Below are 26,082 nucleotides of genomic sequence, written 5' to 3'. Positions count from 1 at the left end.
ACCACGGAGGCACAGAGACACGGCCAGTCAGGTATGGAAGAGTGACGGTGTCTCTGTGACTCTGTGGTTGTTCGCGAGGAGATCGGGCATGATCGAGATCGAAGGCTTCCGCAAGAGCTTCGGCAAGGGCGCCAAGCGCGTGATGGCCGTGGACGGCATCGACCTGCGGGCCCTGCCCGGGCGCGTGTTCGGCCTGCTGGGTCCCAACGGCGCCGGCAAGACCACCACCCTGCGGGCCATCGCCACGCTGCTCAAGCCGGACGCCGGGCGCATCCTCGTGGACGGCCACGACGTGGTGACCGAGCCCGACGTGGTGCGCGCGCGGCTGGGTTTCCTGACGGGGGCCACGGGGCTCTACGACCGCCTGACCCCGGCGGAGACGCTGCAGTACTTCGGCCGGCTCCAGGGCATGAGCGCCGAGCGCATCGCCCGCCGCACGGAGCAGCTGGCCGACCTGCTGGAGATGCGGGACTTCCTGCACCAGCGGGTGGGCAAGTGCTCCACGGGCCAGAAGCAGAAGTGCAGCATCGCCCGCGCGGCCCTGCACGAGCCCCAGGTGATCGTGCTGGACGAGCCCACCAGCGGCTTGGACGTGATCGCCTCCGCCAGCGTGGTGGAATTCATCCGCCGCTGCGCGCAGGAAGGGCGCACCGTGCTCTTCTCCACCCACATCCTGCCCGAGGCCGAACGCCTCTGCCACGACCTGGCCTTCATCCACAAGGGCCGAATCGTCGAGGCGGGCACCCTGGACGAGATCGGCCGGCGCCACGGCACCCACGACCTGAACTCGATCTTCCTGAAGGTGACGGGCCATGCCGAAACGGCCTAAGACCCCGCGCGAACCCCACACCGGTTTCGTGGCCGCCGCCCGCACCCAGTTGGGCCGCATCAACTGGCCGGAGCAGAACCCCGCCTTCTTCTTCCGCGACCTGGTCCTGCTGTTCGCGGAGACCATGCGCGAGTTCTTCCAGCGCGGCGCCGCCGCCCGGGCTGCGGCCCTCACCTACACCACGCTGCTCTCGATGATCCCGCTGCTGGGGCTGGTGGTGGTGGTCTTCAAGCAGGTGGGCGGCTTCGAGTGGCTGATGACCCAGCTGCAGCCGCTGCTGTCCGAATACCTCAGCCCTGACGGCTCGCAGCTGGTCACCCAGTTTCTGCTCACCCGGGTGGCCGAGCTGGACCTGGGCACACTGGGGCTTTTCGGAGTGGTTTCGCTGGGGCTGGGCGTCTTCTCGCTCATCTCCACCATCGAGACCGACCTCAACAACATCTGGCGCGTGCGGCGCTCGCGCAGCATCCGCCAGCGCCTGAGCAGCTACTGGCTCTTCATGACCCTGCTGCCCGTGGTGGCCGGCGTCTCCATGTTCCTCTCGGGCGAGGCCGCGGTGGTGCGCGTCTTCGACGTGCTGCCCGGCTGGGTCAACCAGGCCCGCGGGCACCTCTTGCCCATCGCGGTCCAGTTCGGCGGCTTCCTGTTCCTCTACTGGGCCGTGCCCAACACGCGCGTGCGGGCCTCCGCCGCCGCTGTCGGCGCGGCTTTCGCGGCGACCGGCTGGGAACTGGCCAAGATCGGCTTCGCCTTCTACACCGTGCGCGCCAGCAGCTACAGCATGGTCTACGGCTCGCTGGCCGCGCTGCCGCTCTTCATGATCTGGGTCTACCTGACCTGGGTGATCGTGCTCACCGGTGCGGAGATCTCCTTCATCACCCAGAACCGCCGGGCGCTCCTGCTCAAGCGCAAGAGCCGGCGCGACGGGCCGCTGCCCGAGTACATCATCGCCCTGGCCGTGCGCGACGCCGTGCTCGACCGCTTCGAGGTGGGCAGCGAACTGACGGTGGAGACGCTGGGCCGGCTGTTCTGGCTGCCGGAAGCGGAAATCAACGCCGTGGTGGAGACCATGATGGAGGGCGGCCTGCTGCGCCGGGCCCGGGAGGGCGAGAAGGTGCTGGTGCTGCCCGCGCGGCCCCGGGAGCACCTGGACGCCGGCGCCGTGGCCGGGCTCTTTCTGCGCGATCCGGCGGAGTTCACCCGCCAGGACCGGCCCGAATACCTGAAGGACCTGCTGGGCCGCCTGTCCAGCCGGCACAAGGACATGCTGCGGGCGCTGACCCGCGAGGACCGGGCCATGGCCCAGGCGGAAGGGGAGGACGAGGCATGAACGCGCGCATCATCTGGGTGGTGGCGGCCAAGGAATTGCGCGACCTGTTCCGCGACCGGCGGACCATCGTTTCCATGATCCTGATCCCCATCCTTTCCTTTCCCCTGCTCATGTCCGGCGTGGTCTGGATGACCAGCAAGTCGATGGAGAAACTCAAGAGTGCCGAGACCGGCGTGATGGTGCGCGGAGAGAGCCCGGCCCTTGGGCTGCTGGACTCGCTCAAGGCCCAGGACGGGCGCTTCGTCTATCTCGAGGACGCCGATCCCGCCCTGCCCGTGGACAGCCTGCTGGCCCGCGAGGGCGTGGACATGGTGCTCGAGTTCGGCCCCGGGCTGGCCCAGGCCCTGGAGCGCCTGTCCCGGCCCGCGGACAGCAGCGCGACGCCCGCGTTGCGTCTCTACTTCGATTCCACCGACGACGAGGCGAAACTGGCCGGCGAGGAGCTGCTGGCGGGCCTGACCACCCTGCGCGAGGCGCATCTGCAGGGCTGGTTGCGCCGGCAGCAGCTGCGTCCCGACCTGGGCACACCCTGGAGCATCCAGCACGTCGAGACCGCCCCGCCCAAGCGCCAGGCCGCGGAACTGATCGCCCGCTTCCTGCCCTACCTGATCCTGATCCTCTGCATCCAGGGCGCCATGTATCCGGCCATGGACCTGACGGCCGGCGAGAAGGAGCGCAGCACCATCGAGACCCTGCTGGTCAACCCTGTGTCGAGGCTGGACGTGGTGCTGGGCAAGTACATCGCCACCTCAGTGATGGCCCTGGGCAGCGCGATTTTCACCCTGGGCGGCCAGTACGCCTACTTCCGTTTCGCCGCCGACCGGCTGCTACGCGGCGGCCTGCCCCTGCACATCGAGCCCTCGGCGCTGGGGCTGGGCCTGCTGCTGCTGCTGCCCGTGGCCCTGACCTTCGCCGCCGTGATGCTGGCGGTCTGCCTGCACGCACGCTCCATGAAGGAGGCCCAGAGCTACATGGGTCCGCTGCTGATGCTGGTGATCTTCCCCTCCATGGCCAGCATGATCCCGGGCCTCAAGCTCAACCTGGCGCTGGCCTTCGTGCCGGTCTTCAATGTCACGCTGCTGATCCGCGACGCGCTGCTGCAGGATTACAGCCAGCTGGGCCTGATGGCCGCGGTCTTCGCCATCAACCTGGGCTACGCCGGACTGGCCCTCTGGGCGGCGGTGCGCATGTTCCAGCGCGAAGAGGTGATCTTCCGCAGCTGATTCTCGCCACCGGGTGGCAGACGGGCCGGCGGGAGAGGTGCCGGGACGGGCGCGAGTTTCTACCTTGGGCCATGCATCGTGACGTGTTTCTCCGCATCCGCCGCAATTCCGACCGGGTGGGAATCGAGGGTATCCAGTTCTACGCCTACCATGGCCACCGCACCGAGGAATCCACGCTCGGCCAGCGCTTCGAGCTGAGCGTGCAGGCCTTCCTGGATTGCGCTCCGGCCGGGCGCAGCGATGCGCTGGACGACGCCCTCAATTATCAGACCCTCCATGCCGGCGTGACCCAGTGGGTCACCAGCCGGCGCTTTCATTTGCTGGAACGGCTGGTGGAGGGCCTGGCGGAGGAGATCTTCCGGCAGTTCCCGCGCGTGGACGCCCTGCAGCTCTGCGTGCGCAAGCTGAGTCCGCCCATTCCCAACTTCTTCGGGCACGTGGAAGTGGAGATCACCCGGGTGAATCCGCGCTGGCTGCAGCGGGACGATGGAGCGCCCGAACCTGACGCCGGGGCGGAGAGCGCGGGGCGATGATCGCCTGGCTCGGCCTGGGCGGCAACCTGGGCCCCGTGCGCGCCACGCTGGCCCGGGCGCTGCGCGAATTGGACCAGGGCCCCTGCCGCGTGCAGGCCGTCTCCAGTCTCTGGTTGACCCGGCCTGTCGGGCCGGCCGACCAGCCGGATTTTCTCAACGCCGCGGCCCGGCTGGCCGTGGCCCTGGGGCCGGGCGCGCTGCTGGAGCGGCTGAAGGAACTGGAGCGCCGCCTGGGACGGCAGTCCCGGCCCCACTGGCGGGAACGGGAGCTGGACCTGGACCTGCTGCTGGCCCTCGAGGACGGCCCCCTGTTGGTGGCGGGAGCGCGGCTGGCGCTGCCCCACCCGGGCCTTTGCCAGCGGGCCTTCGTGCTGGAACCCTTGCTGGAACTGGATCCGGACCTGCGGGACCCGCGGGACGGCCACGAGTTGAGTCTGGATGTGCGGCGCCTGCGGGCGCAGGAGCCGGACGCGGTCCGGCGCATGGAGGACCCTGGATGGTGCCGGAGCTGAAATCGGTCGCCGTGGAAGGCGTGATCGGGGTGGGGAAGACCAGCCTGTGCAACATCCTGGCGCAGGAGTGGGGCGCGCAGCTGATCCTGGAGGAGCCGCACAAGAATCCCTTTCTGGAGGATTTCTACCGCGAGCCCCGGCACTACGCCTTCCAGGTGCAGCTCAACTTCCTGTTCGCGCGCTACAACCAGCTGCTGCGCCACCGGCAGATGAGCCTGTTCGCCGAGGTCTCGGTCTGCGACTACCTGTTCGACAAGGACAAGATCTTCGCCTACCTCAACCTGGACGAGCGCGAGCTGGTGCTCTACGAGAAGATCATCGAGTTCATGGAGCGCGACGCGCACCGGCCGGACCTGGTGGTCTACCTCCAGTCCAACGTGGACCGCCTGATGCGCAACATCCAGGTGCGCAACCGCAGCTACGAGCGGGAGATGAGCACCGAGTACATCCGCCAGCTCAACGACGCCTACAACGCCTTTTTCCTGAGCTACACGCGCACGCCCCTGCTCATCGTCAACGCCAACGAGATCGACTTCGTCAACAACGCCGCGCATCGGCAGGCACTGCTGGAGCGCCTCTGCCGTCCCGTCAGCGGGACCATGTATTACAACCCGGGCATCTGAGGCATCCATGCTCCCCTGTTCGACCCCGGCCGCTCCACCGCCCCGCCCCGGAACCCGGCCATGAAGCGCCAGATCGTCATCAACAGCTCGCCGGCGGAGAGCCGGGTGGCCATTCTCGAGGACGGCCGCCTGACGGATTTCTACGTGGAGCGGGCGGAGCGTGACCGTCTGCTGGGCCACGTGGTCAACGGCCGGGTGGTGAAACTGGCGCCCAGCATGCAGGCGGCCTTCGTGGACGCGGGCCTGGAGGCGGACGGCTTCCTGCCCTTCCCGGACTGCTGCACGCCCCGGCGCTGGAACTTGCCCGGCCGCTCCAAGTGCGGGCTGCCCGCCGGCCAGGCCCTGCAGGTGGGGCAGCTGGTGCCCGTGCAGGTGGTGAAGGAACCCATCGGCACCAAGGGTGCGCGCCTCTCGATGGAGATCAGCCTGGCGGGACGCTACCTGGTGCTGATCCCGGGCGACGAGATCACGGGCGTCAGCCGGCGCATCAAGTCCACGGCGGAACGGCGCCGGCTCAAGGACCTGCTCAAGGAGCTGCGCCCGGAGGGCCACGGCCTGATCGTGCGCACCGTGGCCGAGGGCCACTCCCGCGAGCAGATCGGCTCCGACCTGCGCGACCTCCTGGCCCACTGGGAGGAGGTCCGTGTCAAGCTGGAGCAGGCCCCCGTGGGCGAGGTCGTGCACCGGGAGCCCGGCATGGTCTCCCACGTCATGCGCGACCTGTTCACGGCGGACCTGGACGAGGTCATCTGCGACAACCGCGGCCTGCACAAGGAGCTGGGCGCCTACATGCAGGAGGTGCTGCCCGAGCTGCGGGACCGCGTGCACCTCTACACCGGCCGGGAGCCGCTCTTCGACAGCCTGGGCATCGAGGAGGAGATCGAGCGCAGCATCGAGCGCCGGGTCTGGGTCAAGGGCGGCTGCTATCTGATCATCGAGTCCACCGAGGCCATGAACACCATCGACGTGAACTCGGGCCGTTTCGCGCGCCGGCGCAACCTGGAGGACAACGCCCTCCGCGTGAACCTGGAGGCCGCGCGGGAGATCGGCCGCCAACTGCGGCTGCGCGACCTGGGCGGGCTGATCGTGATCGACTTCATCGACATGCAGCAGGAGGAGCACCGCCTGCGCCTGATGCAGGAGATGCGCCAGATCCTCAAGCAGGACCGCGCCCAGACGGACGTGGCCCCGCTCTCGCGCTTCGGCCTGATGGAGATGACCCGCGAACGCGTGCGGCCGGCGCTGATCCACACCCTGCACCAGCCCTGCCGGCACTGCGGCGGCTCGGGCCTGGTGCCCAGCCGGGAAACCCTGCTGACGGAGCTGGACCGCTGGATCCGTCGCTTCAAGGCGGCCACGCGGGAGCGCCGGCTGCTGATCCAGGTGGCGCCGCCCCTGCACGCCCACTTGACGGCGGGCAAGCGCAACCTGCTTTGGCGCCTGATGTGGCGGCACTTCATGTTGATTCGCGTCAAGGCCGACGAGCGCCTGGAGGAGACCGAGTTCCGCTGCCTGTCGCCGCGCCAGGGCCGGGACGTCACGGCCGAGCACGCGCGCGGCGTGGGCGCCCAGCGCATGACGGGGGCCACGGCGGACCACGGACCGGCCTTCGACGCCGCGGAGTGGGACGAGGCGGCCGGCGAGGAGCTGGACGATCTGCCCGGTCTGCCGGGGTTGCGTTCGCGCCTGGACGTGGATGTGGACGAGGAACCTTGACTCTTCACGCCCAAGGCGCTATACTTTCCGCCTTTGCAACGGACGGAGGAAGCTGACATGTACGCCATCGCGGAAATCGCCGGCCGGCAGTTCCACCTGAGCCAGGGTCTCAAGGTGCGGGTGCCTTTGCTGCAGGCCGAGGCGGGCGACAAAGTCGCCGTGGACCGGGTCTTGGCCCTGGTGGATGGCGCGCAGAGCCGTTTTGGCTCCCCGGCTCTTGAGGGTGTCAGCATCGACGCCACGGTGTTGGAGCACGGCAAGGCGCGCAAGGTCATCAACTTCAAGATGAAGCGCCGCAAGGGCTTTCGTCGCAAGCATGGACATCGTCAGCAGTACACGCTGATTGCCGTCAACGGCATCCAGGCCTGAACCAGCGGGAGAGGAACACGTCATGGCACACAAAAAGGGACAGAGTTCAACCCGCAACGGGCGTGACTCCAATCCGCAGTATCTGGGCGTGAAGAAGTACGGTGGCGAAGTCGTGCGCAACGGCAACATCATCGTGCGGCAGCGCGGCACCAAGTTCCATCCAGGCAAGAACGTGGGCATCGGCTCCGACGACACCCTGTACGCCACCTCGGACGGCGTGGTGAACTTCTACAGCCGGGACGGCCGCAAGCTGGTGCGCATTCTCGTCGACTGAGCCGCCCCCGACCGCCAGACCATTCAAAAGGCCCGCTTGCGCGGGCCTTTTTCGTGTTCGGTACGGTGAAACCTAGTCGGCCAGGGGACCGCGTTCCCGCACTTCCGAGGCGCCGGAACACTCCACCTTGCGCCGGGGCGGATCTCCCCACAACTCCAGTTCGCTGGCCCCGGAGCAGTCGGCGTCCAGTTGCTCCAGCACCTCGAGTTCCCCTTCGGACGCCCCCGACAAGTCCAGCTCCGCCTGCTTCACCTGGCAGGCCCGGCCCTTCAGTTCCGAGGCCCCCGACAACTGGGCCGTCAAGCGGCCGATCCGCCCGCTGAGCAGGGCTTCGGACGCGCCGCTCAAGTCCAGCACCAGGCTGGCCAGCTCGGCGTTCTCCAACAGCAGCTCGGCCGCGCCGCTCATTTCCACTGCCTTCAGCTCCGGAATCCAGATCTCCGCCTTGAGGGGCAACTTGGGCGACATGGACGGGCCGTCCATGCTGAGCTCCAGCTGGCCGCCCTGGACCCGGGCCTGGACGTACTTGAGCAGGTTCGAATCGCCGGAGAGCACCACGCGCTGGGCCTGGCCGGGATGAATCACCACCTCCAGGGCCGAACCGGCTTCGACGGAGTGGAAGCTGGCCAACTCCAGGACCTGTTCGGCGGCCTGGCCGTTCCCCGTCACCCCGTCCCCCCGGAAGGGACTGCGCCGGCCGGAGTCGGCCGAGGACGTGCACGTGCAGGAGGCGCAGCCCAGGGCCACGCCCAGCAGCAGGGAAACCGAGTCACGATGAAGCATGGGGCGATCCTTTCGGTTGGTTCCGTGGCGGGCCGGCCGCGCCGCCGCATCCCACGGGTGTCAAGTTGTCTGTCAGGTCTCCGCGCCGGACCATTCCGGCTCCGGTTCGCGGGCCGAGGCCGCTTCCGCCCGAGGCTTCCGCCAGCGCACCAGCGCCACGCCGGAACAGTCGATCTGGTGCCGGGCGGGGGTGCCGCACAGTTCCAGCTGGGACGCGCCGGAACAGGTGGCCAGCAGCTCCCGGCGCACCGTCAGCTGGGCGCGCGCCGCCTCCGTGCAGGTGGCCCGCACCCGCTCGGCCGGGCAATCGAAGCCATCCAGCCGCGACGCCCCGCCGCAATGGATCTCCAGTTCCCGAGCTTGGCCGGCCAGCCGGATCTGGCCAGCGCCGTCCAGCGCCAGACGAAGTGTCTCCAGGCTGCCGTGCACCACCAGCCGGGCGGCGTCCCCCACCTCGATCCGTTCCAGCTTTGGCGACCACAAGGTCACGTGCAGGGGAACGCAAGGCTCGATCTCGTGCAGGAGGTTCAGGCCCAGGTGGCCCTGCTCCTCCCGCAGCTCCACCAGATCCAGCAGGTTGCGATCCCCGGAAATCTCGCCGCGCCAGACGGACCCCAACTGGACGATGACGGACAGGCCGGCGGCGACGCTCACGCTGTGAAAGGGAAGCAGCTCCAGCGGGCGCGTCGCGGCCAGTCCGTTGCCACGCAGACCGGCCTGGGCGGACACGCCCAGAGCCATTTGAAACGGAAGACAATCGGCCAACTGCTTCCACATCGCCTTCCCCCGGAAAAAATGAGTTCCTTCGACCACGGGGGCGGCGATCGTTTCACGGCTCCGGCCCGGCTATGGGGCCGGTACGGGTCCGCCCCTTCACCTCAAGATCAGCAACAGGTGAACCGATGATGGGTGAAGGCAACCGGGAGGAACCATGAGCCAGTTCGAGGGAATGGAAGACATCCTGAAGGAATTCCTCGTTGAGAGCTACGAGAACCTGGACCGACTGGATCAGGAGTTCGTGATCCTGGAGGAGGATCCGGGCAATCGGGAGACCCTCGCCAGCATCTTCCGGACCATCCACACCATCAAGGGAACCAGCGGGTTCTTCGGCATGGGGCGGCTGGAGAAGCTGGCCCACGCGGGCGAGAACCTGCTGAGCCTGCTGCGGGACGGCAAGCGCCCCCTGACTCCCGAGGTCACGACGGCCCTGCTCAGCCTGGTGGACGCGGTTCGCCGCTTGTTGCGCAACATCGAGGACACCCAGGCCGAGGGCGATGCCGACCACGGCGATCTGATCGCCGAGCTGGCGCGCCTGACCGAAGCCGCCGACGCCCCCGTGCCGGCCGCGCCCGCCGTCGTCGCCGCTCCGCCGGCGCCGGAGCCGGAGCCGCAGGAGGCGCCGGCCCCCGAAGAGCTCAAGCCGATTCCCAGCATGGGCCAGTTGCTGGTCAGCGAGGGGCTGGTGCACGAGGAGCAGGTGGAGCAGGCCCTGCAGCAGCAGGTGGACGGCGACCCGCGGCACTTAGGGGAGATCCTGGTGGAAAAGGGCTCGCTGCAGCCCGGGGCCGTGAAGAAGGCGCTGAACAAGCAGGCCGAGGAAGGCCAGGCCCGCGAGGGCGGGATCGCCGACAGCACGCTGCGAGTGGAGGTGGCCAACCTGGACCGCCTGATGAACCTGGCCGGCGAGCTGGTGCTGGTGCGCAACCAGCTGCTGCAGTTCGCCACCCGCATCGACGACGCGACCTTCAATCCCATCCTGCAGCGCCTGAACATCATCACCACCGAGCTGCAGGAAGGGGTGATGAAGACCCGCATGCAGCCCATCGGCAACCTTTGGAACAAGTTCCCGCGCATCGTGCGCGACCTGGCCATGGCCTGCAACAAGCAGGTGCGGCTGGAGATGGAAGGCAGGGACACGGAGCTGGACAAGACCCTGCTCGAAGCCATCAAGGATCCGCTGACCCACATCGTGCGCAACTCGGTGGACCACGGCGTCGAGGATCCGGCCACCCGCCTGGCCGCCGGCAAGCCGGAGGAAGGCGTGATCCATCTGCGGGCCTTCCACGAGGGCGGCCAGGTGAACATCGAGATCCGCGACGACGGCGCGGGCATCGACGCCGAGGCCATCCGCCGCAAGGCCGTGGAGCGACGGCTGGTGACCGCCGAGGCCGCCGAGGAGATGAGCGACCGCGAACTGATCAACCTGATCTTCCTGCCCGGCTTCAGCACGGCCCGTCAGGTGACCAACGTCTCCGGGCGCGGCGTGGGCATGGACGTGGTCAAGACCAACATCCGCCGCATCGGCGGCATCGTGGACATGCAGAGCGAGCCGGGCCGGGGCTCGGTGCTCAAGATCAAGATCCCGCTGACCCTGGCGATCATTCCGGCTCTGGTGGTGAAGGTCCAGGGCGAGCGCTTCGCCGTGCCGCAGGTCAGCCTGCTGGAGCTGGTGCGGCTGGAGGGCGAGCAGGCCCGCCAGGGCATCGAGATGATCCACGGCGCGCCGGTCTACCGCCTGCGCGGCCGATTGCTTCCGCTGGTGAACCTGCGCGACCAGCTGGGGTACCCGGCCGCCGACGACACGGGCAAGGTCAACATCGTGGTGCTGCAGGCGGACGGCCGGCCCTTCGGCCTGATCGTCGACGAGATCACGGACACCGAGGAGATCGTGGTCAAGCCGCTCTGGAGCCAGCTCAAGCAGATCCGCATCTTCGCCGGCGCCACCATCATGGGCGACGGTTCCGTGGCCTTGATCCTCGACGTCCTGGGACTGGCCCAGCAGAGTCGTGTGATCGAGGAGAACCGCCAGGACCGCCTGACGGAGTATGCCAACACTCAGGACGAGAGCCAGGGCGACCGCGAAACCCTGCTGCTGTTCCGGGTGGGCGACAACCACATGGCCGTGCCGCTGGATCAGGTGGACCGCCTGGAGGAGCTGCCCTGGGACCGCGTGGAGCGGACGGGCGACCAGGAGGTGGTGCAGTACCGCGGGCGGATCCTGCCCCTGGTGCGGCCGGAGTCGCACCTGCCGGAGCGGCGCAGCGAGCGGCGCGGAGCCGCCGGCCAGCCGGCCCAGCTCCAAGTGGTGGTCTACAGCCACGAGGGGGCCAGCTACGGCCTGGTGGTGGACGGAATCGAGGACATCGCCCACGAGGCGGTCGCCGTGCGCCGGGAGGCGACGCGCGAGGGCGTGTTGGGCGTGATCGTGGTCAACGACCGGATCACGGAAATGCTGGATTTGCAGCGTTTGGCCCGCCTGGTCGGATGAAGGGCTGACCGGACGGTGGAAGCAAGGGAGGTTGCAAGGATATGAGAATTCTCGTTGTGGATGACTCGACCACCATGCGGCGCATCATCAGCAACAGTCTGCGCGCGGTGGGCTACGAGGACATCGTGGAGGCGGGGGACGGCCAGCAGGCCCTGGAGACGCTGGAAGGCGTGTCCATGATGCTCACGGACTGGAACATGCCCAACATGGACGGGCTGACCCTGGTCAAGACCGTACGCGCCAACCCCGCCCTGGCCGGCATGCCCATCATCATGGTGACGTCGGAAGGGGCCCGGGACGAAGTCATGGAGGCCCTGGCCGCCGGGGTCAATGATTACATCGTGAAGCCGTTCACCAAGGATGTCCTGGCCGAGAAGGTCAGGGGAATGCTGAAGTAAAGGGACCGAGCATGGACGCCAAATACATCAATCCCTTCGTGGTCGCCATGGTGAACTCGCTGGAGACGATGCTCAACATCACTCCCGAACGGGGCACGCCCTACCTCAAGCGCGAGGGCCAGACCCAGGGCGACATCTCCGCGATCATCGGGTTCGCCGGGGCCAGCGTGACGGGTTCCGTGGCCCTCAGCCTGCCCACCCCGGTGGCGCTCAAGTTCTACAGCCTGATGATGGGCGAGAAAGTCTACCGCATCACCAACGATGTCCAGGACACGGTGGGCGAGCTGGCCAACATCATCGCCGGCGGGGCCAAGGCCGAGTTGTCCAAGGAAGGCATCACGTTCAACATCTCCATTCCCACCGTGGTGGTGGGTCCCGGGCACACGATCTCGCACCGGAACGACGTCCCCGTGATGGTCATCCCCTTCGAGATCGGCAAGCACCGCTTCGTGTTGGAAGTCACCATGAAGCTGGAGTAACACCATGGCCGAGCAGCAACAGTATTGCACGTTCTTCCTGAACAACCTCTTCCTGGGAGTCGACGTTCGCCTGGTCCAGGAGGTGATCCGCTCCCAGCACCTCACCCACGTTCCCCTGGCCACGCGGGAGATCAGCGGGCTGATCAACCTGCGCGGCCAGATCGTCACCGCCATCGACCTGCGGCGGCGCCTGAACCTGCCGGACCGGCCGGCGGGGCAGGCCCCGATGAACGTCGTCGTGCGCAACGAGGACAGCATCCACAGCTTGCTGGTGGACCTGGTGGGCGACGTGGTGACGGTGGAGGACAGCACCTTCGAGAAGCCGCCGGACACCCTGGATCCCGCCCTGCGCGGACTGATCACGGGCGCCCACAAGCTGCAGGACCGGCTGCTGCTGGTCCTGGACGTGAAGCAGGCCGTCCAGCTGGACCACGCCGGCGCCACGCTGCGGGAACCCGTCGCATGAAAGCCCTCATCATCGATGATTCCTCCTCGATGCGCATGCTGTTGGGACGCATCCTCGACGATCTGGGCGTGCAACACGCCCAGGCCGCCGACGGACGCGAGGCCCTCCAGGTCCTGGAACACGACGGACCCTTCGATTTCGCCCTGGTGGACTGGCAGATGCCCGTGATGGACGGCATCGAGTTCGTGCGCGCCGTGCGGGAACTCCTGCCCCGCGAGGCCATCCAGCTGGTGATGGTCACCTCGGTCAACCAGATCGAATCCATCGTGGAGGCCCTGGGGGCCGGGGCGGATGAGTACATCATGAAGCCCTTCACCAAGGATGCCCTGCAGGAGAAACTGGCCCTCCTGGGCATCGAGCTGGGGCCATGAGAGGAATCCGCATCCTGGTCGTGGACGATTCCGCGGTGGTGCGCCGTCTGTTGACGCGGATCATCGAGGAGGAGCCGGGTCTGGAAGTGGCCGGCCAGGCGTCCAACGGCAGACTGGCCCTGGACATGCTGGATCAGGTCGAGCCGGATCTGGTGACCCTGGACGTGGAGATGCCCGTGATGGACGGCCTGGCCACGCTGGCCGAGCTGCGCCGGCGCCGGCCCCGCCTGCCCGTGATCATGTTCTCCACGCTCACCAGCCGGGGCGCGGCCACCACCATCGAGGCCCTCAGCGCCGGCGCCAGCGACTATCTGACCAAGCCCGAGGGCGCGGCCAACCTGCAGGAGAGCCTGGAACGCCTGCGCGCCGATCTGGTGCCGCGCGTCCGGGCCCTGGCCCGGATCCGGCCCGCCCAGCCCGTCCACACCGTCAAGGAACCCGCGATGTCCACCTCCCCCCAGCCGCGCCCGACGACGGACCCCTTCCCGCGCACGGCCCCGGCCTTCCCGCGGGAGGCGCGACCCGGCCTCGAGCGGAGCGCCCTCCGGACCCCGGCACCGGGCCGGCCGATCCCGCGCCCGCCCATGCCCAATGTGATTCCGGCGGCGGGACCGGCCCGCCACTTGGCGCGTCCGGCGGAACTGCTGGTGGTGGGCGTCTCCACCGGCGGCCCCAACGCCCTGGCCCGCGTGATGCCCCTGTTTCCCGCCACCCTTTCCGTTCCCGTGCTCATCGTGCAGCACATGCCCCCGCTGTTCACCCGCATGCTGGCGGATCGCCTGGACCAGCTCAGCCCCCTGACGGTGCGTGAAGCCCGCAACGGCTCCGTGCTCCTGCCGGGCGAGGCCTGGCTGGCCCAGGGGGACTGGCACATGGAAGTGGCGCGGGAGGGCGGCCGCCTGGTGCTGCGCGAGCATCAGGGTCCGCAGGTGAACTCCTGCCGGCCGGCCGTGGACGTGCTGTTCGATTCCGCCGTGCGCTGCTGCGGCGGGGCCGTGCTGGCCATGGTGCTGACGGGGATGGGTCAGGACGGGATGAAGGGCGCGCGCGCCATCCGCGAGGCCGGCGGGCTGGTGCTGGCCCAGGACGAGGAGAGTTCCGTGGTCTGGGGAATGCCCGGGGCCGTGGCCATGGCCGGCCTGGCCGACGCCGTGCTGCCCCTGGACGGGCTGGTGCCGCACGCTCTGCAGCTGCTGACCAGCATACGCCCCCTCGGCGGAAGGAGCAGCGCATGCCGCTGAACCGGATCGAGTTCGACTACCTGCGCAACCTGGTGCGCGAGCGCTCGGCCATCGTGCTGGACGACTCCAAGGAGTACCTCGTGGAGATGCGCCTGATGAGCCTGGCGCGCCTGGAGGGCTACGACTCCGTGGACGAGCTCTCGCGCAACCTGCGCGGCAAGCCCTACGGCGCGCTGCACGCCCAGGTGGTGGACGCCATGACCACCAACGAGACTTCCTTCTTCCGCGACCTGCACCCCTTCGACACCTTCAAGCGCGAGCTGGTGCCCGAGATCCTCAAACGCAACGAGGCCACCCGCACGATCAACATCTGGTGCGCGGCCTGTTCCAGCGGGCAGGAACCCTACACGCTGGCCATGCTGCTCCACGACGGGTTTCCGCAGCTGCGCGGCGGCTGGCGCGTCAACCTGCTGGGCGGCGATCTCTCCCAGGAGATGCTCAGGCGGGCCCGGCAGGGCTTGTTCAGCCAGCTGGAAGTCAACCGCGGACTGCCCGCGCCGCTTCTGGTGAAGTACTTCCAGAAGGACGGGGCCTCCTGGCAGGTGAAGGAGGAGATCCGCGCCATGATCCAGTTCCATGAGCTGAATCTGGCCGGTGCCTGGCCCAGCCTGCCGTCCATGGACTTCGTCTTCCTGCGCAACGTGCTCATCTACTTTGACATCGAGATGAAGCGGCAGATCCTGCGCAAGGTGCGCGGCGTGCTGAAGCCGGACGGGGTGCTGTTCCTGGGCGGCGCGGAGACCACGCTCAACATCGACGAGAGCTGGGAGCGCGTCCAGTCGGGCAAGACCGTGTACTACCGAATTCGACGGGATGCATGATGAGCACTGAACGCAGAGAGTTCGTGCGCGTGCCCCTGCACGTGGACGTGCAACTCAAGGGCAGCGGAGAGCTGGTGCTGACCACCAGCACCCAGGATCTCAGTCTGCGGGGCGTGCGGATCGCCCACGTGGAACAGCTCACCCCCGGCGAGGAGTGCGAGCTGAGTCTCGTGCTGGGCACCGGCGGCGAGGCCGTCCGCGTGGAGATCATCGGCCGCGTGGTGCGCATCTCGGCGGAGTCCATGGGGCTGGAGTTCCTGGGGATCCGCGGCGTGGAGTCCCTGGACCACCTGCGCCGGCTCGTGCTCTACAACGCGCCCGACGCCGGGCTGGTGGAGGCGGAATTCCGCGAGCATCGCGGACTGAAGAAACGCGAGGAATAGGCTCCGATCGAGGTTTCTCCCGCGGCCGGAACGCCCAGGGCGCGGCCGCGGAACCCAGACCCTGCCGGCCCTTCACTACTTTCAGGCGTCACGACCACCAGCCTGGAAGAACCATGTCCCTCTCCCTTGACCAGATGCGGCTGGCCGCCGCCGTCGCGCGCGGCCTGGCGCTGGATTCCATCGCCACCTGCAAGTCCGGCCACCTGGGCCTGCCGCTGGGCGCCGCCGAGATCGGCGCGGCGCTGTTCGGCTCTGTGCTGCGCGTGGATCCGGGACAGCCGCGCTGGCTGAACCGCGACCGCTTCGTGCTCTCCGCCGGCCACGGCAGCATGTTCCTCTACGCCTGGCTGCACCTGGCCGGTTTCGAGCTCACCCTGGACGACCTGCGGGACTTCCGCAAGCTGGGCAGCCGCACGCCCGGCCACCCGGAGTTCGGCCACACGCCGGGGGTGGAGATCACCAGCGGCCCGCTGGGGCAGGGCGTGGCCAATGCCGTCGGGCTGGCCCTCTCGCGCCACAAGGCCGCGGGGCGCTGGAACACGGCCCAGCATCCCCTGCTCGACTGGCACGTCTTCTGCCTGGCCGGGGACGGTTGTCTGCAGGAGGGCGTGGCCCTGGAGGCCACCGAACTGGCCGGCCACCTGGGTCTCAACCACCTCACGCTGATCTGGGACGCCAACTCGGTGACCCTGGACGCGCCCGCCGCCGTCACCCAGAGCCAGGATGTGCGGGCCCGCTACGAGGCCTGCGGCTGGAGCGTGGTGGACGTGGACGGCCACGACCCGGCGGAGCTGGTGCGCGTGCTGGAGGCCAGCCGCCAGTCGGAGCGGCCCGTGCTGGTGATCGCCCGCACCGAGATCGCCCGCGGCGTGCCCGAAGTGGCCGGCACGCCCAAGGGCCACGGCGAATCCGGCGCCGCCTTCCGCGACCAGGCCCGTCAGGGGCTGGGCCTCCCGGCCGAGGGCTTCCAGGTGCCGGCGGAATTGCGCGCCGCTTTCCAGGCCCGTCGCCGCGACCAGCAGTTGGCGGCCGCTGCCTGGGAACAGCGCCGACAGGCCTGGGCCGCCGCCGAGCCGGCGCGCGCCGCAGAACTGGCCCGCGTGGTGGACGGGACCGCCCCCGCTCTGCCGGCCTGCCCGGACTTCGATCCCGCGGCCAGCCTGGCCACGCGCAAGGCCGGCGAGCTCTGCCTGCAACACCTGGCGGCGGCCGAGCCGCGGCTGGTTTCGCTCAGCGCGGACCTGTTCGGCTCCAATCTCAACTACATCGCCGGCGGCGGCGAGATCCGGCCCGGCGAGTTCGCGGGGCGCAACCTGCGGGCCGGGATCCGCGAGCACGCCATGGGCGCGCTGCTCAACGGCCTGGCCTACGACGGCCTGTTCCGGCCGCTGGGCGCCACCTTCCTGGTGTTCTCGGACTATCTGCGGCCCAGCCTGCGGCTCTCCGCCCTGGCCGGCCTGCCGGTGATCTGGTGGTTCACCCACGACTCGGTCGGCGTGGGGGAGGACGGCCCCACCCATCAGCCCGTGGAGCAGATCGCCTCCTTGCGCCTGATCCCGGGGCTGGAGCTCTACCGCCCGGCGGACCCGGAGGAGACGGCCGCCGCGCTGGAAGAGGCCCTGGCCCGCCGGGACGGTCCGACGGCCCTGGCCCTGAGCCGCCAGGCCCTGCCCATGCTGCCCGGCTCCGCGGCGGAGCGCCGAGCGGGCACGCGCCGCGGCGGCTACGTGGCGCTGCGCGAGGAGTCCGCCCTGGAGCTGGTCCTGCTGGCCACGGGCAGCGAGGTGCAGTGGGCGCTGGCCGCGGCGCGGACCCTGGCCGCCGAGGGCCGGGGCGTGCGCGTGCTCTCCCTGCCCTGCCTCGAGCGCTTCGCCGCCCAGGACGCCGGGTGGCGCGATCAGGTGCTGCCAACCGCCTGCCGCCGGCGCCTGGCCGTGGAGGCGGGGTCCGGCGCCGGCTGGCATCGCTGGACGGGACTGGACGGCCGCGTGCTCTCCATCGAGCGCTTCGGGCTGAGCGCGCCGGCCGATCAGGTGATGACCACCCTGGGGATGAGCACGGCGGCCGTGCTGGCCGCCGCCCGGGAACTGCTGGAGGCCTGATGCGCCGCCTGTTCGCCTGCTGGAGCCTGTTGCTCCTGGTGTCCCTGGCCGCGGCCCAGGACACCCTGCGCGTCCTCTTCGTGGGCAACAGCCACACCTACACCAATTCGCTGCCCAGCCTGCTGCGCCAGTTGGCCACGGGCGGCGGGCACGTGCTCGAGACCGGCATGAGCGCGCCGGGCGGCTACACGCTGCGCCAGCACGTCAGCCACGCCGCCACCGTGAGCGCCATCCAGCAGGGGGATTGGGACTGGGTGGCCCTGCAGGAGCAGTCCCAGGTGCCGGTGATCCCCTACTGGCGCGCGACCTGGATGCTGCCCGCCGCCGTCAGCCTAGACAGCCTGATCCGCCTGAACGACGAGCGCACGCTGCTCTTCATGACCTGGGGCTGGCGCGACGGCGGCCCCCAGTGCATCCTGGACTCCTGCGCCGAGTACCGCGACTTCCAGCACATGCAGGACAGCATGTCCAGCAGCTACCGGCGCCTGGCCATCCAGTTGGATTGTCCCGTGGTGCCCGCCGGCGAGGTCTTCAGCCGCGTGCTGGCGGGCGACCCCTTCGCTGATCTCTGGAACGCCGATGGCTACCACCCTTCGCTGGAGGGCAGCTATCTGGCGGCCTGCGCGTTCTACGTCCAGCTCTACGATGAAAGCCCCGTGGGCCTGCCGCATCCCGTGGAGATTCCCGTCGAGCGCGCCCGCTGGCTGCAGGAGCAGGTGGCCGAAGAACTGCGCGGACCCGGCCCCCCCGGCCGCGCTCCGCAGCTGGATCTGCTGGAGGGCTGGCCCAACCCCTTCAACCCGTCGCTGACCATCCGCTGCGCACTGGGCGCCCCGGCCGGGGCCCGGCTGGAACTGCACAACCTGCTGGGCCAGCGGGTGGCCCTGCTCCAGGACGGTCCGCTCCCCGCGGGCCGGCACTTCTTCCGCTGGCAGGCGGCCGGCGCGGCCAGCGGCACCTACCTGCTGCGCCTCAGTCTGGACGATCGCCCTGCCCTGATCCGCAAACTGACCCTGCAGCGCTGACCCGCCCTGGCCGGGGTCGTTCGAGTACCGGTTCGCTTTCAGACCATATGTATGAACGATGAGGATCCTGCGCTTTCGTGATTTTTCATGTTAAAAAGTTGGCAGAATTCGCCCTCCTCCCTACCTTTCGCCGTTCATCAATGGGACTGTTCGTCAAACGAACCATGGACGCGGGCAGCCTCCGCGTCCACATCGGGAGGATTGGATGAAGCGCACACTGACTCTGCTGACGCTCGGCCTGGCCACCAGCGCCATGGCCACCAACGGCATGAACCTCATCGGCTACGGCGCCTGCTCGGCCCTGCTGGCGGGCGGCCGGATGGGCAACGTGAATCCCACCGCCATGGTGGGCAATCCGGCCCTGCTGGCGGACATCGACAAACCCATGTTGTGCGGCTCGCTGACCCTCCTGATGCCCAGCCTGACCTACACGGACCACGTGCCCATGGGCATGGGCATGCCGGGCGAAGGCGCCGTGATGAACGACGCGGTGGAGGGCGAGGCGTCCACCTTCCCGCTGCCCTATCTGGGCTACGCGCGGCCGCTGAACGAGCGGATGGTGGTGGGGGTCTGCGGCTATGCCCAGGGCGGCATGGGCGTGGATTTCCAGGACTTGAACACCGCCTTTGGCACCCAGGACGACATCTACTCCAACGTGGCCTACATGCGCGTGACGGGCGGTTTCGCCTACAGGGCCAGCGAGCGCAGCGCCGTGGGGCTCTCGGTCAGCCTGGGCTACGCCATGCTGGACTTCGACTACTTCCCGCACACGGTGATCGACATGAACGGCGACCTGCAGCCGGACTTCAACGGCATGAGCGTCACGGATCTCACCAGCTTCGGGTACAACGCCCGGCTGGGCTTCAGCAGCCGCGCGCTGGACAACCGCCTCAACTGGGGCGCGTGGTTCGGCACCCAGGCCGCCGTGGATTTCGACGGCGGCACGCTGACCTTCGCCCAGGGCATGCCCGACGGCTCCAACGGCTTCGACGCCCGTTTCACGGACTTCTCCTGGCCGGCGGAGATCGGCGCGGGCTTCGCGTACAAGGTCAGCGAGCGCCTGACCGTGCTCAGCGATCTGGTGCACTACAGCTGGCGCAACGCCGTGGACGAGCCCGCCCTGAAGACCGACGTGGCGATGATCAACTCCATGCTGCCGCCCTTCACCATGCACTGGCAGAACCGGACGGCGGTCAGCGTGAGCGGCAAGTACGAGCTGACCCCGGACTTGACCCTGCTGGCCGGCTACAACCACGGCGCCAGCCCGGTGCCGAGCAAGGCCCTGAACGCCCTCTTCCCGGCCATCGTGGAGGACCACATCACGTTGGGCGCCAAGTACCGGCTGGGCGACTGGGCCCTGATGGGCGGCGTGGAGCTGGTCCCCGAGGCCAGCCAGACCAATGTCCAGGCGGACGACGCGACGGACTACTTCGGCATGACGAACACGACCATCGACCACAGCCAGCTCAGTCTGCATCTGGGCTTCAGCAAGGATTTCTGATCGCTGCAGAAAACCCAGCACTCTTGCCAGCGGCCCTCCTCGCGAGGGTCGTTGCGCGATAGTCCTTGGCTGGCGCTTCTGTTTTCGCGCTGACGCGCCATGTTTCCCGCTTTCTTTTCGCGGAAAAGAAAGCGGGACCAAAGAAAAGGCTCGGGCAGAGCAGGCGCGAGGGCGCGCCTATCACCTCTCCGATCAGGTCCAAGTCTTCGGCCTCAGCGCGCTGTGATTCCCGCTTTCTTTTCGCGGAAAAGAAAGCGGGACCAAAGAAAAGGCTCGGGCAGAGCAGGCGCGAGGGCGCGCCTATCACCTCTCCGATCAGGTCCAACTCTTCGGCCTCAGCGCGCGCGTACTGACCATCGGCGCATGGGAATGCGCCGACGGTCAGTGGCGACGCGCTGTTGAGGCCGAAAACAGGGACTCGATCCATCAGTGGATCGCTTCGCCACTGACGATTCGAGAGCCATTCCAGGAAATCCAACTTGATCTCTGTGTCTCTGTGTCTCTGTGGTGAATTCCAGTTCCGACAAAAGAAACGGGGGCGGCCTTATGGAAGCCGCCCCCGCGTTTATCTTTTGGTTGGTCGGCTCAGTCCAGGGGCAGGGGCTCCTGGGTCAGGGGATCGTAGAGCGGCAGGCGGGTCAGCGGGCCGAACTGCTCCAGGCTGAGCCCGTGGCCGGCATCCGGCGCCTGGACGGCCTGGGCGTCGCCCACCAGCACCCAGATCAGCTGGTCGGTTTGCAGCATGCGCCGGGCGGCGGCCTGCACGTCGGCCTTGCTCACCCGGGCCACCCGCTCGCGCAGTTCCTGATAGAAGCGCGGGTTGCCCTGGCTGCGGCCGCTGAGTTCCTCCTCGGCCAGCACGCTGGCGATGGTGGACGCGCTGGCGAACCAGGTGGGGAAGGCCTGGATCAGCTGGTTCTTGGAATTCTCCAGCGCCTCCTCGTCGATCTCGCCGGCCGCCATCTTGCGGTACTCGTCCACCAGCAGGCTCATGGCGTACTGGGTGCTTTCCACCTTGGTCTGGAAGCCCGCCCAGAAGATGCCAGGGCCGAAGACGCGCTCCTCCAGCTGGCTGCCCACGCTGTAGGCCAGGCCTTCCTGGGTGCGGATGCGGTTGAGCAGCTTGGAAGACATGCCGGCACCGCCCAGCAGCTCGTTCATCAGCCAGGCGGCATGCCACTGGGGATCGTCCCGATCCAGGCCGGGCAGGATGCAGCGCACGCGGGTCTGGTTGATCGGCTTGTGGATCAGGTACACGCCGGGCTTGACGGCCGCGTAGCCCGCCTCGGGGTTGGGGAAGCTGGAGGAGCCCTTCTTCCAGCCCTTCATGTGCTTTTCCAACAGGGGCAGGATCTGCTTGGGCGTGATGTCGCCGCTCACCCGCACCAGCAGGTTGCCCGGATGCGTCCAGCGCTCGTGCCATTCCTTCAGGGTCTGGGGCGTGAGCGCCCCCACGCTGGCGGCGGTGGCCGGCCGGAAGGTCTGGTCGTCGTACATCAGGCGGCGCCACTCCATCCGCTCCAGCCGCTCGGGATCGTCGTTGCGCTCCTTGAAGGAGGCCAGCCGCTTGTCCTGCCACTCGCGCAGGCGGTCCGCCTGGAAGCGCGGCGTGCGCAGCACTTCGAAGGCCAGGTCGAGGCCGTGCTCGAGGTCCTTGGTGAGAGTCTGCAGACGCAGGTTGCCGCCGTAGGGATCCTCGGTGCCGCTCTCCAGATAGGCCCCCAGGAAGGCCGTCTCCTCCTCGATCCAGGCGGCGTCGTGGGCCTGGCTGCCGCCGTCGGACAGCAGGTCGTAGGTCGCGCTGTGCAGGCCCTCCAGCCCGGTGGGCTCCTGGCGGTCGTCGGCCTTGATGGTGATGGAGACGTCCACCAGGGGCACGCGGTGATCCTCCACCACGAAGACCGTGACGCCGTTCTTCAGGACGTGGCGATGCGCGGCGGCCTGGGGCGGCTCATAGGTCAAGGGCGGGAACTGGATCTGGTCCGGATGGGCGGGCAGGTCGGCGGCGGGGGCCGCGACGCCCAGACGGGCTCCGAGCAGCGCGCCCAGCAACAAGGTTTGGGTGATCATTTCGGGGCTCCTTCCGCCTTCAGGGCTTCCAGCCGCGCGTCCACGGACTGCAGGAGGAAGCCCACGAAGGCCTTTTCCTGCTCGTCCTCGGGCGTCTGGGAGGCCAGTTGGGCGCGCATGGCCGCCAACTGGGCCGGATCGCCCACCTGCTTGATCTGGGCCAGGGCCATCCGAGCCGGGCCCTGCAACTCCGCGGGCAGGGTGGCCAGCGCGGCCGCCTCCGGGCTGGGAGCCGCACCGTCCTTGCGCACCCACCAGGTCACCAGCCGATTCTCGGGTTTCAGCAGGCCGCCGGCCACGCGCTTGATGTCCGCGGCCGTCACGGCCTGAATCCGCTTGGCGTAGGCCTCCTGCTCGCGCCAGTCGCCCATCCCGGCGTTTTCGATCAGCGTGAAGGCGGCGCGGATGGGGTTCTGCTGCTCGCGGTAGGCGTTGGTCAGCCAGCCGTTCTTGACCTTCTGCAGCTCGCGCTCCGGCACGTCCTCCGTGGCCAGGCGCAGCACCTCGGCGTCCAGCGCGGCTTCCAGCTCCTGGTTGGAGATGTCGCCGGCGGCTTCGGCCTCCACCTGGAAGGCGCCCTCGAGCTTCTTGCGCTCGTAGTAGGCGTAGGCCTGGACGGCGGTCTTGCCATCCTGGACCAGCTTGCGCTGCAGGCGGCCGGTGTCCCCGTTGAGCAGGGAGGCGATCACCTCCAGCACGCCGGAATCCACGTGCTTGAAGCCGCCGCAGTGGTAGCGGAAGTTCACGGTGGGGTTGACGTCCGCGGCGCCCACGTAGCGGCTCTCGCCGATCTGGCGGGGCTCCAGGGTGACCACGGGGGGCGGATCCTGGCGGGCTTCCATCCGGCCGAAGTAGCGGCGGGCCAGTTGGACGGCCTCGTCGGTCTTGAAGTCACCCACCACGATGCCCGTGACGTTGCCCGGCCCGTACCAGCGGTGGTAATAGTCCTGGGCCTGGGCCATGCTGAGCTCGCTGACGTCGCTGGCCCAGCCGATGATCGGCCAGTGGTAGGGCGAGGCCTGCCAGAAGATGGAGTTGACGGCTTCCTCGTGCATGCCCGTGGGCGTGGACTCGGTGCGCATGCGGCGCTCCTCGTAGACCACGTCGCGTTCGGCGTAGAGTTCGCGGAAGACCGGATTGGTCAGGCGGTCGGACTCCAGCCAGAACCAGAGCTCCAGCTTGTTGGCCGGCAGCACGTTGAAATAGGCGGTCATGTCGTCGCTGGTGAAGGCGTTGCCAAACAGCTCGCCGTTTTTCTGCATAATCTGGTCGAACTCATTGGGGATCATGTTGTCCCGCTGCTCGACCACCAGCTGCTGGAACTCGGCTTCCAGGCGCCGACAGAGGGTGTCCGCCTCCTGGGCCTCCTTCAGGCTGGCCACCCGGCCCTGCCGGACCTCTTCGCGCAGCGTGCGGGAGCGCTGGCGGATCCGCTCCTTCAGCTCCTCCTGGCGGGCGATCAGATCCAGGTCCTTCTGCAGGTCCTTGGTGCCGATGACCTTGGAACCCTTGAACATCATGTGTTCCAGCAAGTGGGTCAGGCCGGTCTGGCCCGGAATCTCGTTGGAGGATCCCACGTGGGCGACCCAGGCTCCCATGAAGCTGGGCGAGGTGTGGTCCTCGATGAACAGGAAGCGCATGCCGTTGTCCAGCATGACCTCCTTGACGGGTAACGCGGCCTGCGCAGCTCCCAGGGCGAGCAGTGTCAGCAGCAGGCGCAGTCCCGTGCGGGGAATTTGTGGCACAGGGGATCCCTCCGGTTATACACGAACCGCCGCCCACCTGTCGCCAGGGGGGCGGCGCACGACCATCAGTTGTTTGTCAAGGCCTGAACGACTCCCGTCAGGGTGACGAGGGCCGTTTCGGCCCGCACCACGTGCGGGCCCAGACTCACCAGGGCCAGACTGCGTTTCATCACGAGTTCAATCTCTTCGGCGGAGAAGCCGCCCTCGGGGCCGGCCAGCAGCGCCAGCGTCCCGTGCGGGCGGTCCAGGGCCGCACCCAGGCGGGAATCCGCCACGGGCAGGGCCGCCAGCAGCGGCAGTTCGCCGTCCAACAGGGCGGCCAGGCTTGCCGGCGGGGCCAGCCCGGGACGCCAGGGATTGCCGCTCTGTTCCAGCGCGGCGTCGATGATCCGGCCCAGCCGGGCCAGGTCCGGCGGCCGCTTCTGGTTGCCGCTCCGCGCGCTGCTGTAGGGCACGATGCGCCAGATCCCCAGCTCCGTCAGCTTCTCCACCGCCCATTCCAGCCGCTCCGGGCGGATCAGCGGCAGCCAGGCCTCGAGCTTCAGGTCCGGCTCGGCTGCCTGGCGCGGCGCCTGGCAGCTCAGGCGCACCTGGCGATCCGCCGACTCCAGCCGGGCCGCGGCCCGGCCTCCGCGGCCGTCCAGCAGCTCCAGCTCCTGGCCGACGGCGGCGCGCAGCACGCGCAGCAGATGGTGGCTGGCGGAGGCCTCCAGCCGCACCTCGCCTCCGGCCGCGGGCAGGGAATCCAACAGCAGGCGCGGAACCCGGTTCATGGGCGCGCCGCCTTGCGCACTTTGAGCCAGCGCGACGCTTCGTCCAAATAGGCCCGCTCCCGGGGTTCCAGCGAGCCCAGTCCCTGCCGGGAGACCTTGCCTAGCAGATCGTCCAGCCGGCGCTCGATCTGGGCCTCGTCGCTGGCCTCCGTCAGGCGGAAGGGATCGGAGTCCGCCAAGGCCGGCCGGGTGCCCGCCCGCCGCAGGTGGCGCAGCATGCGACGCCGGTGCCGCCAGAGCCGCCAGGCCCGGCGGGCTGGACCGAAGTAGAGCAGGGCCAGGCCCGAGAGCATGCCGCCCAGGTGGGCGAAGTGGGCCACGCCGTCCTGGCTTTGCACCACGCCGGAGAAGAGCGCCAGGCCGCCGAAGACCAGGGCCAGCACGCCGGCACGGACGGGGATCAAGCCCAGGAAGAGCAGGCGGCGTTGGCGAAAGAGCAGGCCGTAGGCGGCCATAAGGCCGTAGACCACGCCCGAGGCGCCCATCACGCCCGCGGCCTCGCCCGTGCGCCAAGTGTCCAGCACGGCGTGGCTGAGACCGGCGCCCACGGCGCAGACCAGCGAGTACAGCCAGTAGGAGCGCGCCCCCCACAGCCGTTCCAGCTCCGCGCCGAATACCCAAAGTCCCAGCAGGTTGAAGAGCAGGTGCAGGAAGTCCTGGTGCAGGAGGGCATAGCTGAGCAGCTGCCAGAGCCGGCCCTGCAGCAGGGCTTCCTCCGGCCGCAGGACGCCCCAGGCCTCCAGGCCCAGCGGCGTCTGGAGCAGGAAGACCGCCACCAGCAGGATGGCCTGGGCGCGCAGGGCCGGCCCGGGCCGCCCTAGCGGGTCCAGCTCGCGCCAACCCTCATATGTGGGACTCAGACTCATGCTTCAAGGTGCCAAACAGGGCGGGGGCCCGCAACGCGCCCCGCCGATGCGGCCGCCGGGGCGGCCGAGGGGTTCTTGCGCATGGGTGAAGGAGATGCTACTCTTACGGGTTCCCAAGTCTATTGCGCTGGAAGGAGGTGACGGCATGGCGCACATTCGAGTTCGCGAAGGCGAGCCGTTCGATCGGGCTTTCCGCCGGTTCACAAAATCGTGCGAGAAAGCGGGCATCCTGAGCGAACTGAGGCGCAAACAGCGCTACGACAAGCCCTCCGAGATCCGCAAGCGGATGATGAATGCCGCGAAGCGCAAGCAGCGCAAGCTGATGTCTGAGCAGCGTCGTCAGGGCCTGATCTGACGAACTGCCGCGGGGCCTGCTGGCTC

28 protein-coding genes are annotated in these 26,082 nt (G+C 68.7%); 21 read left to right on the top strand and 7 right to left on the bottom strand.

The annotated features are described in order from the left end of the window. Positions 1 to 88: 88 nt before the first annotated feature. From WC326_02645 to rpmA, 9 genes are all read left to right on the top strand, one after another. The gene (locus WC326_02645) at positions 89 to 829 is read left to right on the top strand and encodes an ATP-binding cassette domain-containing protein (protein MFA7329950.1); all 741 of its coding nucleotides are present in this window, start codon (positions 89 to 91) and stop codon (positions 827 to 829) included. Then, entirely contained in the window at positions 813 to 2,159 is a 1,347-nt protein-coding gene (locus WC326_02640; GenBank protein MFA7329949.1) for a YihY/virulence factor BrkB family protein, read from the top strand. The genes WC326_02645 and WC326_02640 overlap by 17 nt, the downstream gene beginning before the upstream one ends. Further along, on the top strand, positions 2,156 to 3,382 hold the full coding sequence (locus WC326_02635; protein ID MFA7329948.1) for an ABC transporter permease: 1,227 nt from the start codon (positions 2,156 to 2,158) through the stop codon (positions 3,380 to 3,382). Before WC326_02640 ends, WC326_02635 begins: the two co-directional genes overlap by 4 nt. Before the next feature lie 71 nt (positions 3,383 to 3,453). Continuing rightward, positions 3,454 to 3,915, top strand: a complete 462-nt coding sequence (folB, locus tag WC326_02630; protein ID MFA7329947.1) for a dihydroneopterin aldolase — start codon at positions 3,454 to 3,456, stop codon at positions 3,913 to 3,915. Beyond that, the gene (gene folK, locus WC326_02625) at positions 3,912 to 4,427 is read left to right on the top strand and encodes a 2-amino-4-hydroxy-6-hydroxymethyldihydropteridine diphosphokinase (GenBank protein MFA7329946.1); all 516 of its coding nucleotides are present in this window, start codon (positions 3,912 to 3,914) and stop codon (positions 4,425 to 4,427) included. The genes folB and folK overlap by 4 nt, the downstream gene beginning before the upstream one ends. After that, on the top strand, positions 4,412 to 5,050 hold the full coding sequence (locus tag WC326_02620; protein MFA7329945.1) for a deoxynucleoside kinase: 639 nt from the start codon (positions 4,412 to 4,414) through the stop codon (positions 5,048 to 5,050). Before folK ends, WC326_02620 begins: the two co-directional genes overlap by 16 nt. 60 nt (positions 5,051 to 5,110) lie before the next feature. Then, positions 5,111 to 6,766 (top strand): Rne/Rng family ribonuclease, encoded by a 1,656-nt coding sequence (locus WC326_02615; GenBank protein MFA7329944.1) that lies wholly within the window; start codon positions 5,111 to 5,113, stop codon positions 6,764 to 6,766. 57 nt (positions 6,767 to 6,823) lie between these two features. Beyond that, complete coding sequence (gene rplU, locus WC326_02610) at positions 6,824 to 7,135, top strand: 50S ribosomal protein L21 (protein ID MFA7329943.1); 312 nt, start codon at positions 6,824 to 6,826, stop codon at positions 7,133 to 7,135. 22 nt (positions 7,136 to 7,157) lie between these two features. Then, positions 7,158 to 7,409 carry a 50S ribosomal protein L27 gene (gene rpmA, locus WC326_02605; GenBank protein ID MFA7329942.1) on the top strand — a complete coding sequence of 84 codons (252 nt, stop codon included), beginning with the start codon at positions 7,158 to 7,160 and terminating at the stop codon, positions 7,407 to 7,409. Between the two features lie 72 nt (positions 7,410 to 7,481). Here the strand turns inward: rpmA and WC326_02600 are convergent, their stop codons facing one another. Further along, positions 7,482 to 8,192 (bottom strand): DUF2807 domain-containing protein, encoded by a 711-nt coding sequence (locus WC326_02600; GenBank protein ID MFA7329941.1) that lies wholly within the window; start codon positions 8,190 to 8,192, stop codon positions 7,482 to 7,484. A 72-nt stretch (positions 8,193 to 8,264) separates the two neighbouring features. Then, entirely contained in the window at positions 8,265 to 8,933 is a 669-nt protein-coding gene (locus WC326_02595; protein MFA7329940.1) for a DUF2807 domain-containing protein, read from the bottom strand. Between the two features lie 190 nt (positions 8,934 to 9,123). On the opposite strand from WC326_02595, the gene WC326_02590 reads away from it, so the two are divergent. The 11 genes from WC326_02590 (at position 9,124) to WC326_02540 (ending at position 20,247) form a co-directional block, all read left to right on the top strand. After that, positions 9,124 to 11,460: a chemotaxis protein CheW gene (locus tag WC326_02590; protein ID MFA7329939.1), complete on the top strand. Its 2,337-nt coding sequence runs from the start codon at positions 9,124 to 9,126 to the stop codon at positions 11,458 to 11,460. Positions 11,461 to 11,501: 41 nt separating this feature from the next. After that, on the top strand, positions 11,502 to 11,858 hold the full coding sequence (locus WC326_02585; protein MFA7329938.1) for a response regulator: 357 nt from the start codon (positions 11,502 to 11,504) through the stop codon (positions 11,856 to 11,858). Positions 11,859 to 11,869: 11 nt separating this feature from the next. Then, positions 11,870 to 12,337, top strand: a complete 468-nt coding sequence (locus WC326_02580; protein MFA7329937.1) for a chemotaxis protein CheX — start codon at positions 11,870 to 11,872, stop codon at positions 12,335 to 12,337. 4 nt (positions 12,338 to 12,341) lie between these two features. Beyond that, the gene (locus WC326_02575) at positions 12,342 to 12,803 is read left to right on the top strand and encodes a chemotaxis protein CheW (protein ID MFA7329936.1); all 462 of its coding nucleotides are present in this window, start codon (positions 12,342 to 12,344) and stop codon (positions 12,801 to 12,803) included. Beyond that, positions 12,800 to 13,174: a response regulator gene (locus WC326_02570; protein ID MFA7329935.1), complete on the top strand. Its 375-nt coding sequence runs from the start codon at positions 12,800 to 12,802 to the stop codon at positions 13,172 to 13,174. Before WC326_02575 ends, WC326_02570 begins: the two co-directional genes overlap by 4 nt. After that, a complete protein-coding gene (locus WC326_02565; GenBank protein ID MFA7329934.1) occupies positions 13,171 to 14,415 on the top strand; it encodes a chemotaxis response regulator protein-glutamate methylesterase in 1,245 nt (414 codons plus the stop codon). The genes WC326_02570 and WC326_02565 overlap by 4 nt, the downstream gene beginning before the upstream one ends. Further along, complete coding sequence (locus WC326_02560; protein ID MFA7329933.1) at positions 14,406 to 15,236, top strand: protein-glutamate O-methyltransferase CheR; 831 nt, start codon at positions 14,406 to 14,408, stop codon at positions 15,234 to 15,236. Before WC326_02565 ends, WC326_02560 begins: the two co-directional genes overlap by 10 nt. Next, positions 15,236 to 15,619 (top strand): PilZ domain-containing protein, encoded by a 384-nt coding sequence (locus tag WC326_02555; GenBank protein ID MFA7329932.1) that lies wholly within the window; start codon positions 15,236 to 15,238, stop codon positions 15,617 to 15,619. Before WC326_02560 ends, WC326_02555 begins: the two co-directional genes overlap by 1 nt. Before the next feature lie 113 nt (positions 15,620 to 15,732). Beyond that, a complete protein-coding gene (locus tag WC326_02550; protein ID MFA7329931.1) occupies positions 15,733 to 17,721 on the top strand; it encodes a transketolase in 1,989 nt (662 codons plus the stop codon). Beyond that, positions 17,721 to 18,746 (top strand): DUF4886 domain-containing protein, encoded by a 1,026-nt coding sequence (locus WC326_02545; GenBank protein ID MFA7329930.1) that lies wholly within the window; start codon positions 17,721 to 17,723, stop codon positions 18,744 to 18,746. Before WC326_02550 ends, WC326_02545 begins: the two co-directional genes overlap by 1 nt. Positions 18,747 to 18,951: 205 nt before the next feature. Beyond that, on the top strand, positions 18,952 to 20,247 hold the full coding sequence (locus tag WC326_02540) for an outer membrane protein transport protein (GenBank protein MFA7329929.1): 1,296 nt from the start codon (positions 18,952 to 18,954) through the stop codon (positions 20,245 to 20,247). On the opposite strand, the gene WC326_02535 is transcribed toward WC326_02540, so the two are convergent. From WC326_02535 to WC326_02515, 5 genes are all read right to left on the bottom strand, one after another. Beyond that, entirely contained in the window at positions 20,231 to 20,725 is a 495-nt protein-coding gene (locus WC326_02535) for a hypothetical protein (GenBank protein ID MFA7329928.1), read from the bottom strand. The genes WC326_02540 and WC326_02535 overlap by 17 nt on opposite strands. Before the next feature lie 107 nt (positions 20,726 to 20,832). Then, on the bottom strand, positions 20,833 to 22,317 hold the full coding sequence (locus tag WC326_02530; GenBank protein ID MFA7329927.1) for a pitrilysin family protein: 1,485 nt from the start codon (positions 22,315 to 22,317) through the stop codon (positions 20,833 to 20,835). Then, positions 22,314 to 24,062 (bottom strand): pitrilysin family protein, encoded by a 1,749-nt coding sequence (locus WC326_02525; GenBank protein ID MFA7329926.1) that lies wholly within the window; start codon positions 24,060 to 24,062, stop codon positions 22,314 to 22,316. Before WC326_02525 ends, WC326_02530 begins: the two co-directional genes overlap by 4 nt. A 65-nt stretch (positions 24,063 to 24,127) precedes the next feature. Then, entirely contained in the window at positions 24,128 to 24,835 is a 708-nt protein-coding gene (locus tag WC326_02520; protein ID MFA7329925.1) for an RsmE family RNA methyltransferase, read from the bottom strand. Continuing rightward, positions 24,832 to 25,701, bottom strand: a complete 870-nt coding sequence (locus tag WC326_02515; protein ID MFA7329924.1) for a rhomboid family intramembrane serine protease — start codon at positions 25,699 to 25,701, stop codon at positions 24,832 to 24,834. The genes WC326_02520 and WC326_02515 overlap by 4 nt, the downstream gene beginning before the upstream one ends. Positions 25,702 to 25,846: 145 nt before the next feature. On the opposite strand from WC326_02515, the gene rpsU reads away from it, so the two are divergent. Then, entirely contained in the window at positions 25,847 to 26,056 is a 210-nt protein-coding gene (gene rpsU / locus WC326_02510; protein ID MFA7329923.1) for a 30S ribosomal protein S21, read from the top strand. The last annotated feature ends 26 nt before the right edge of the window (positions 26,057 to 26,082 follow it).

This window comes from Candidatus Delongbacteria bacterium (genome assembly GCA_041675285.1).
Lineage (GTDB): Bacteria > CAIWAD01 > CAIWAD01 > CAIWAD01 > CAIWAD01 > CAIWAD01.
The sequence above is the reverse complement of the archived record's forward strand: the minus strand, read 5'-3'. Positions and strand labels throughout refer to the sequence as shown.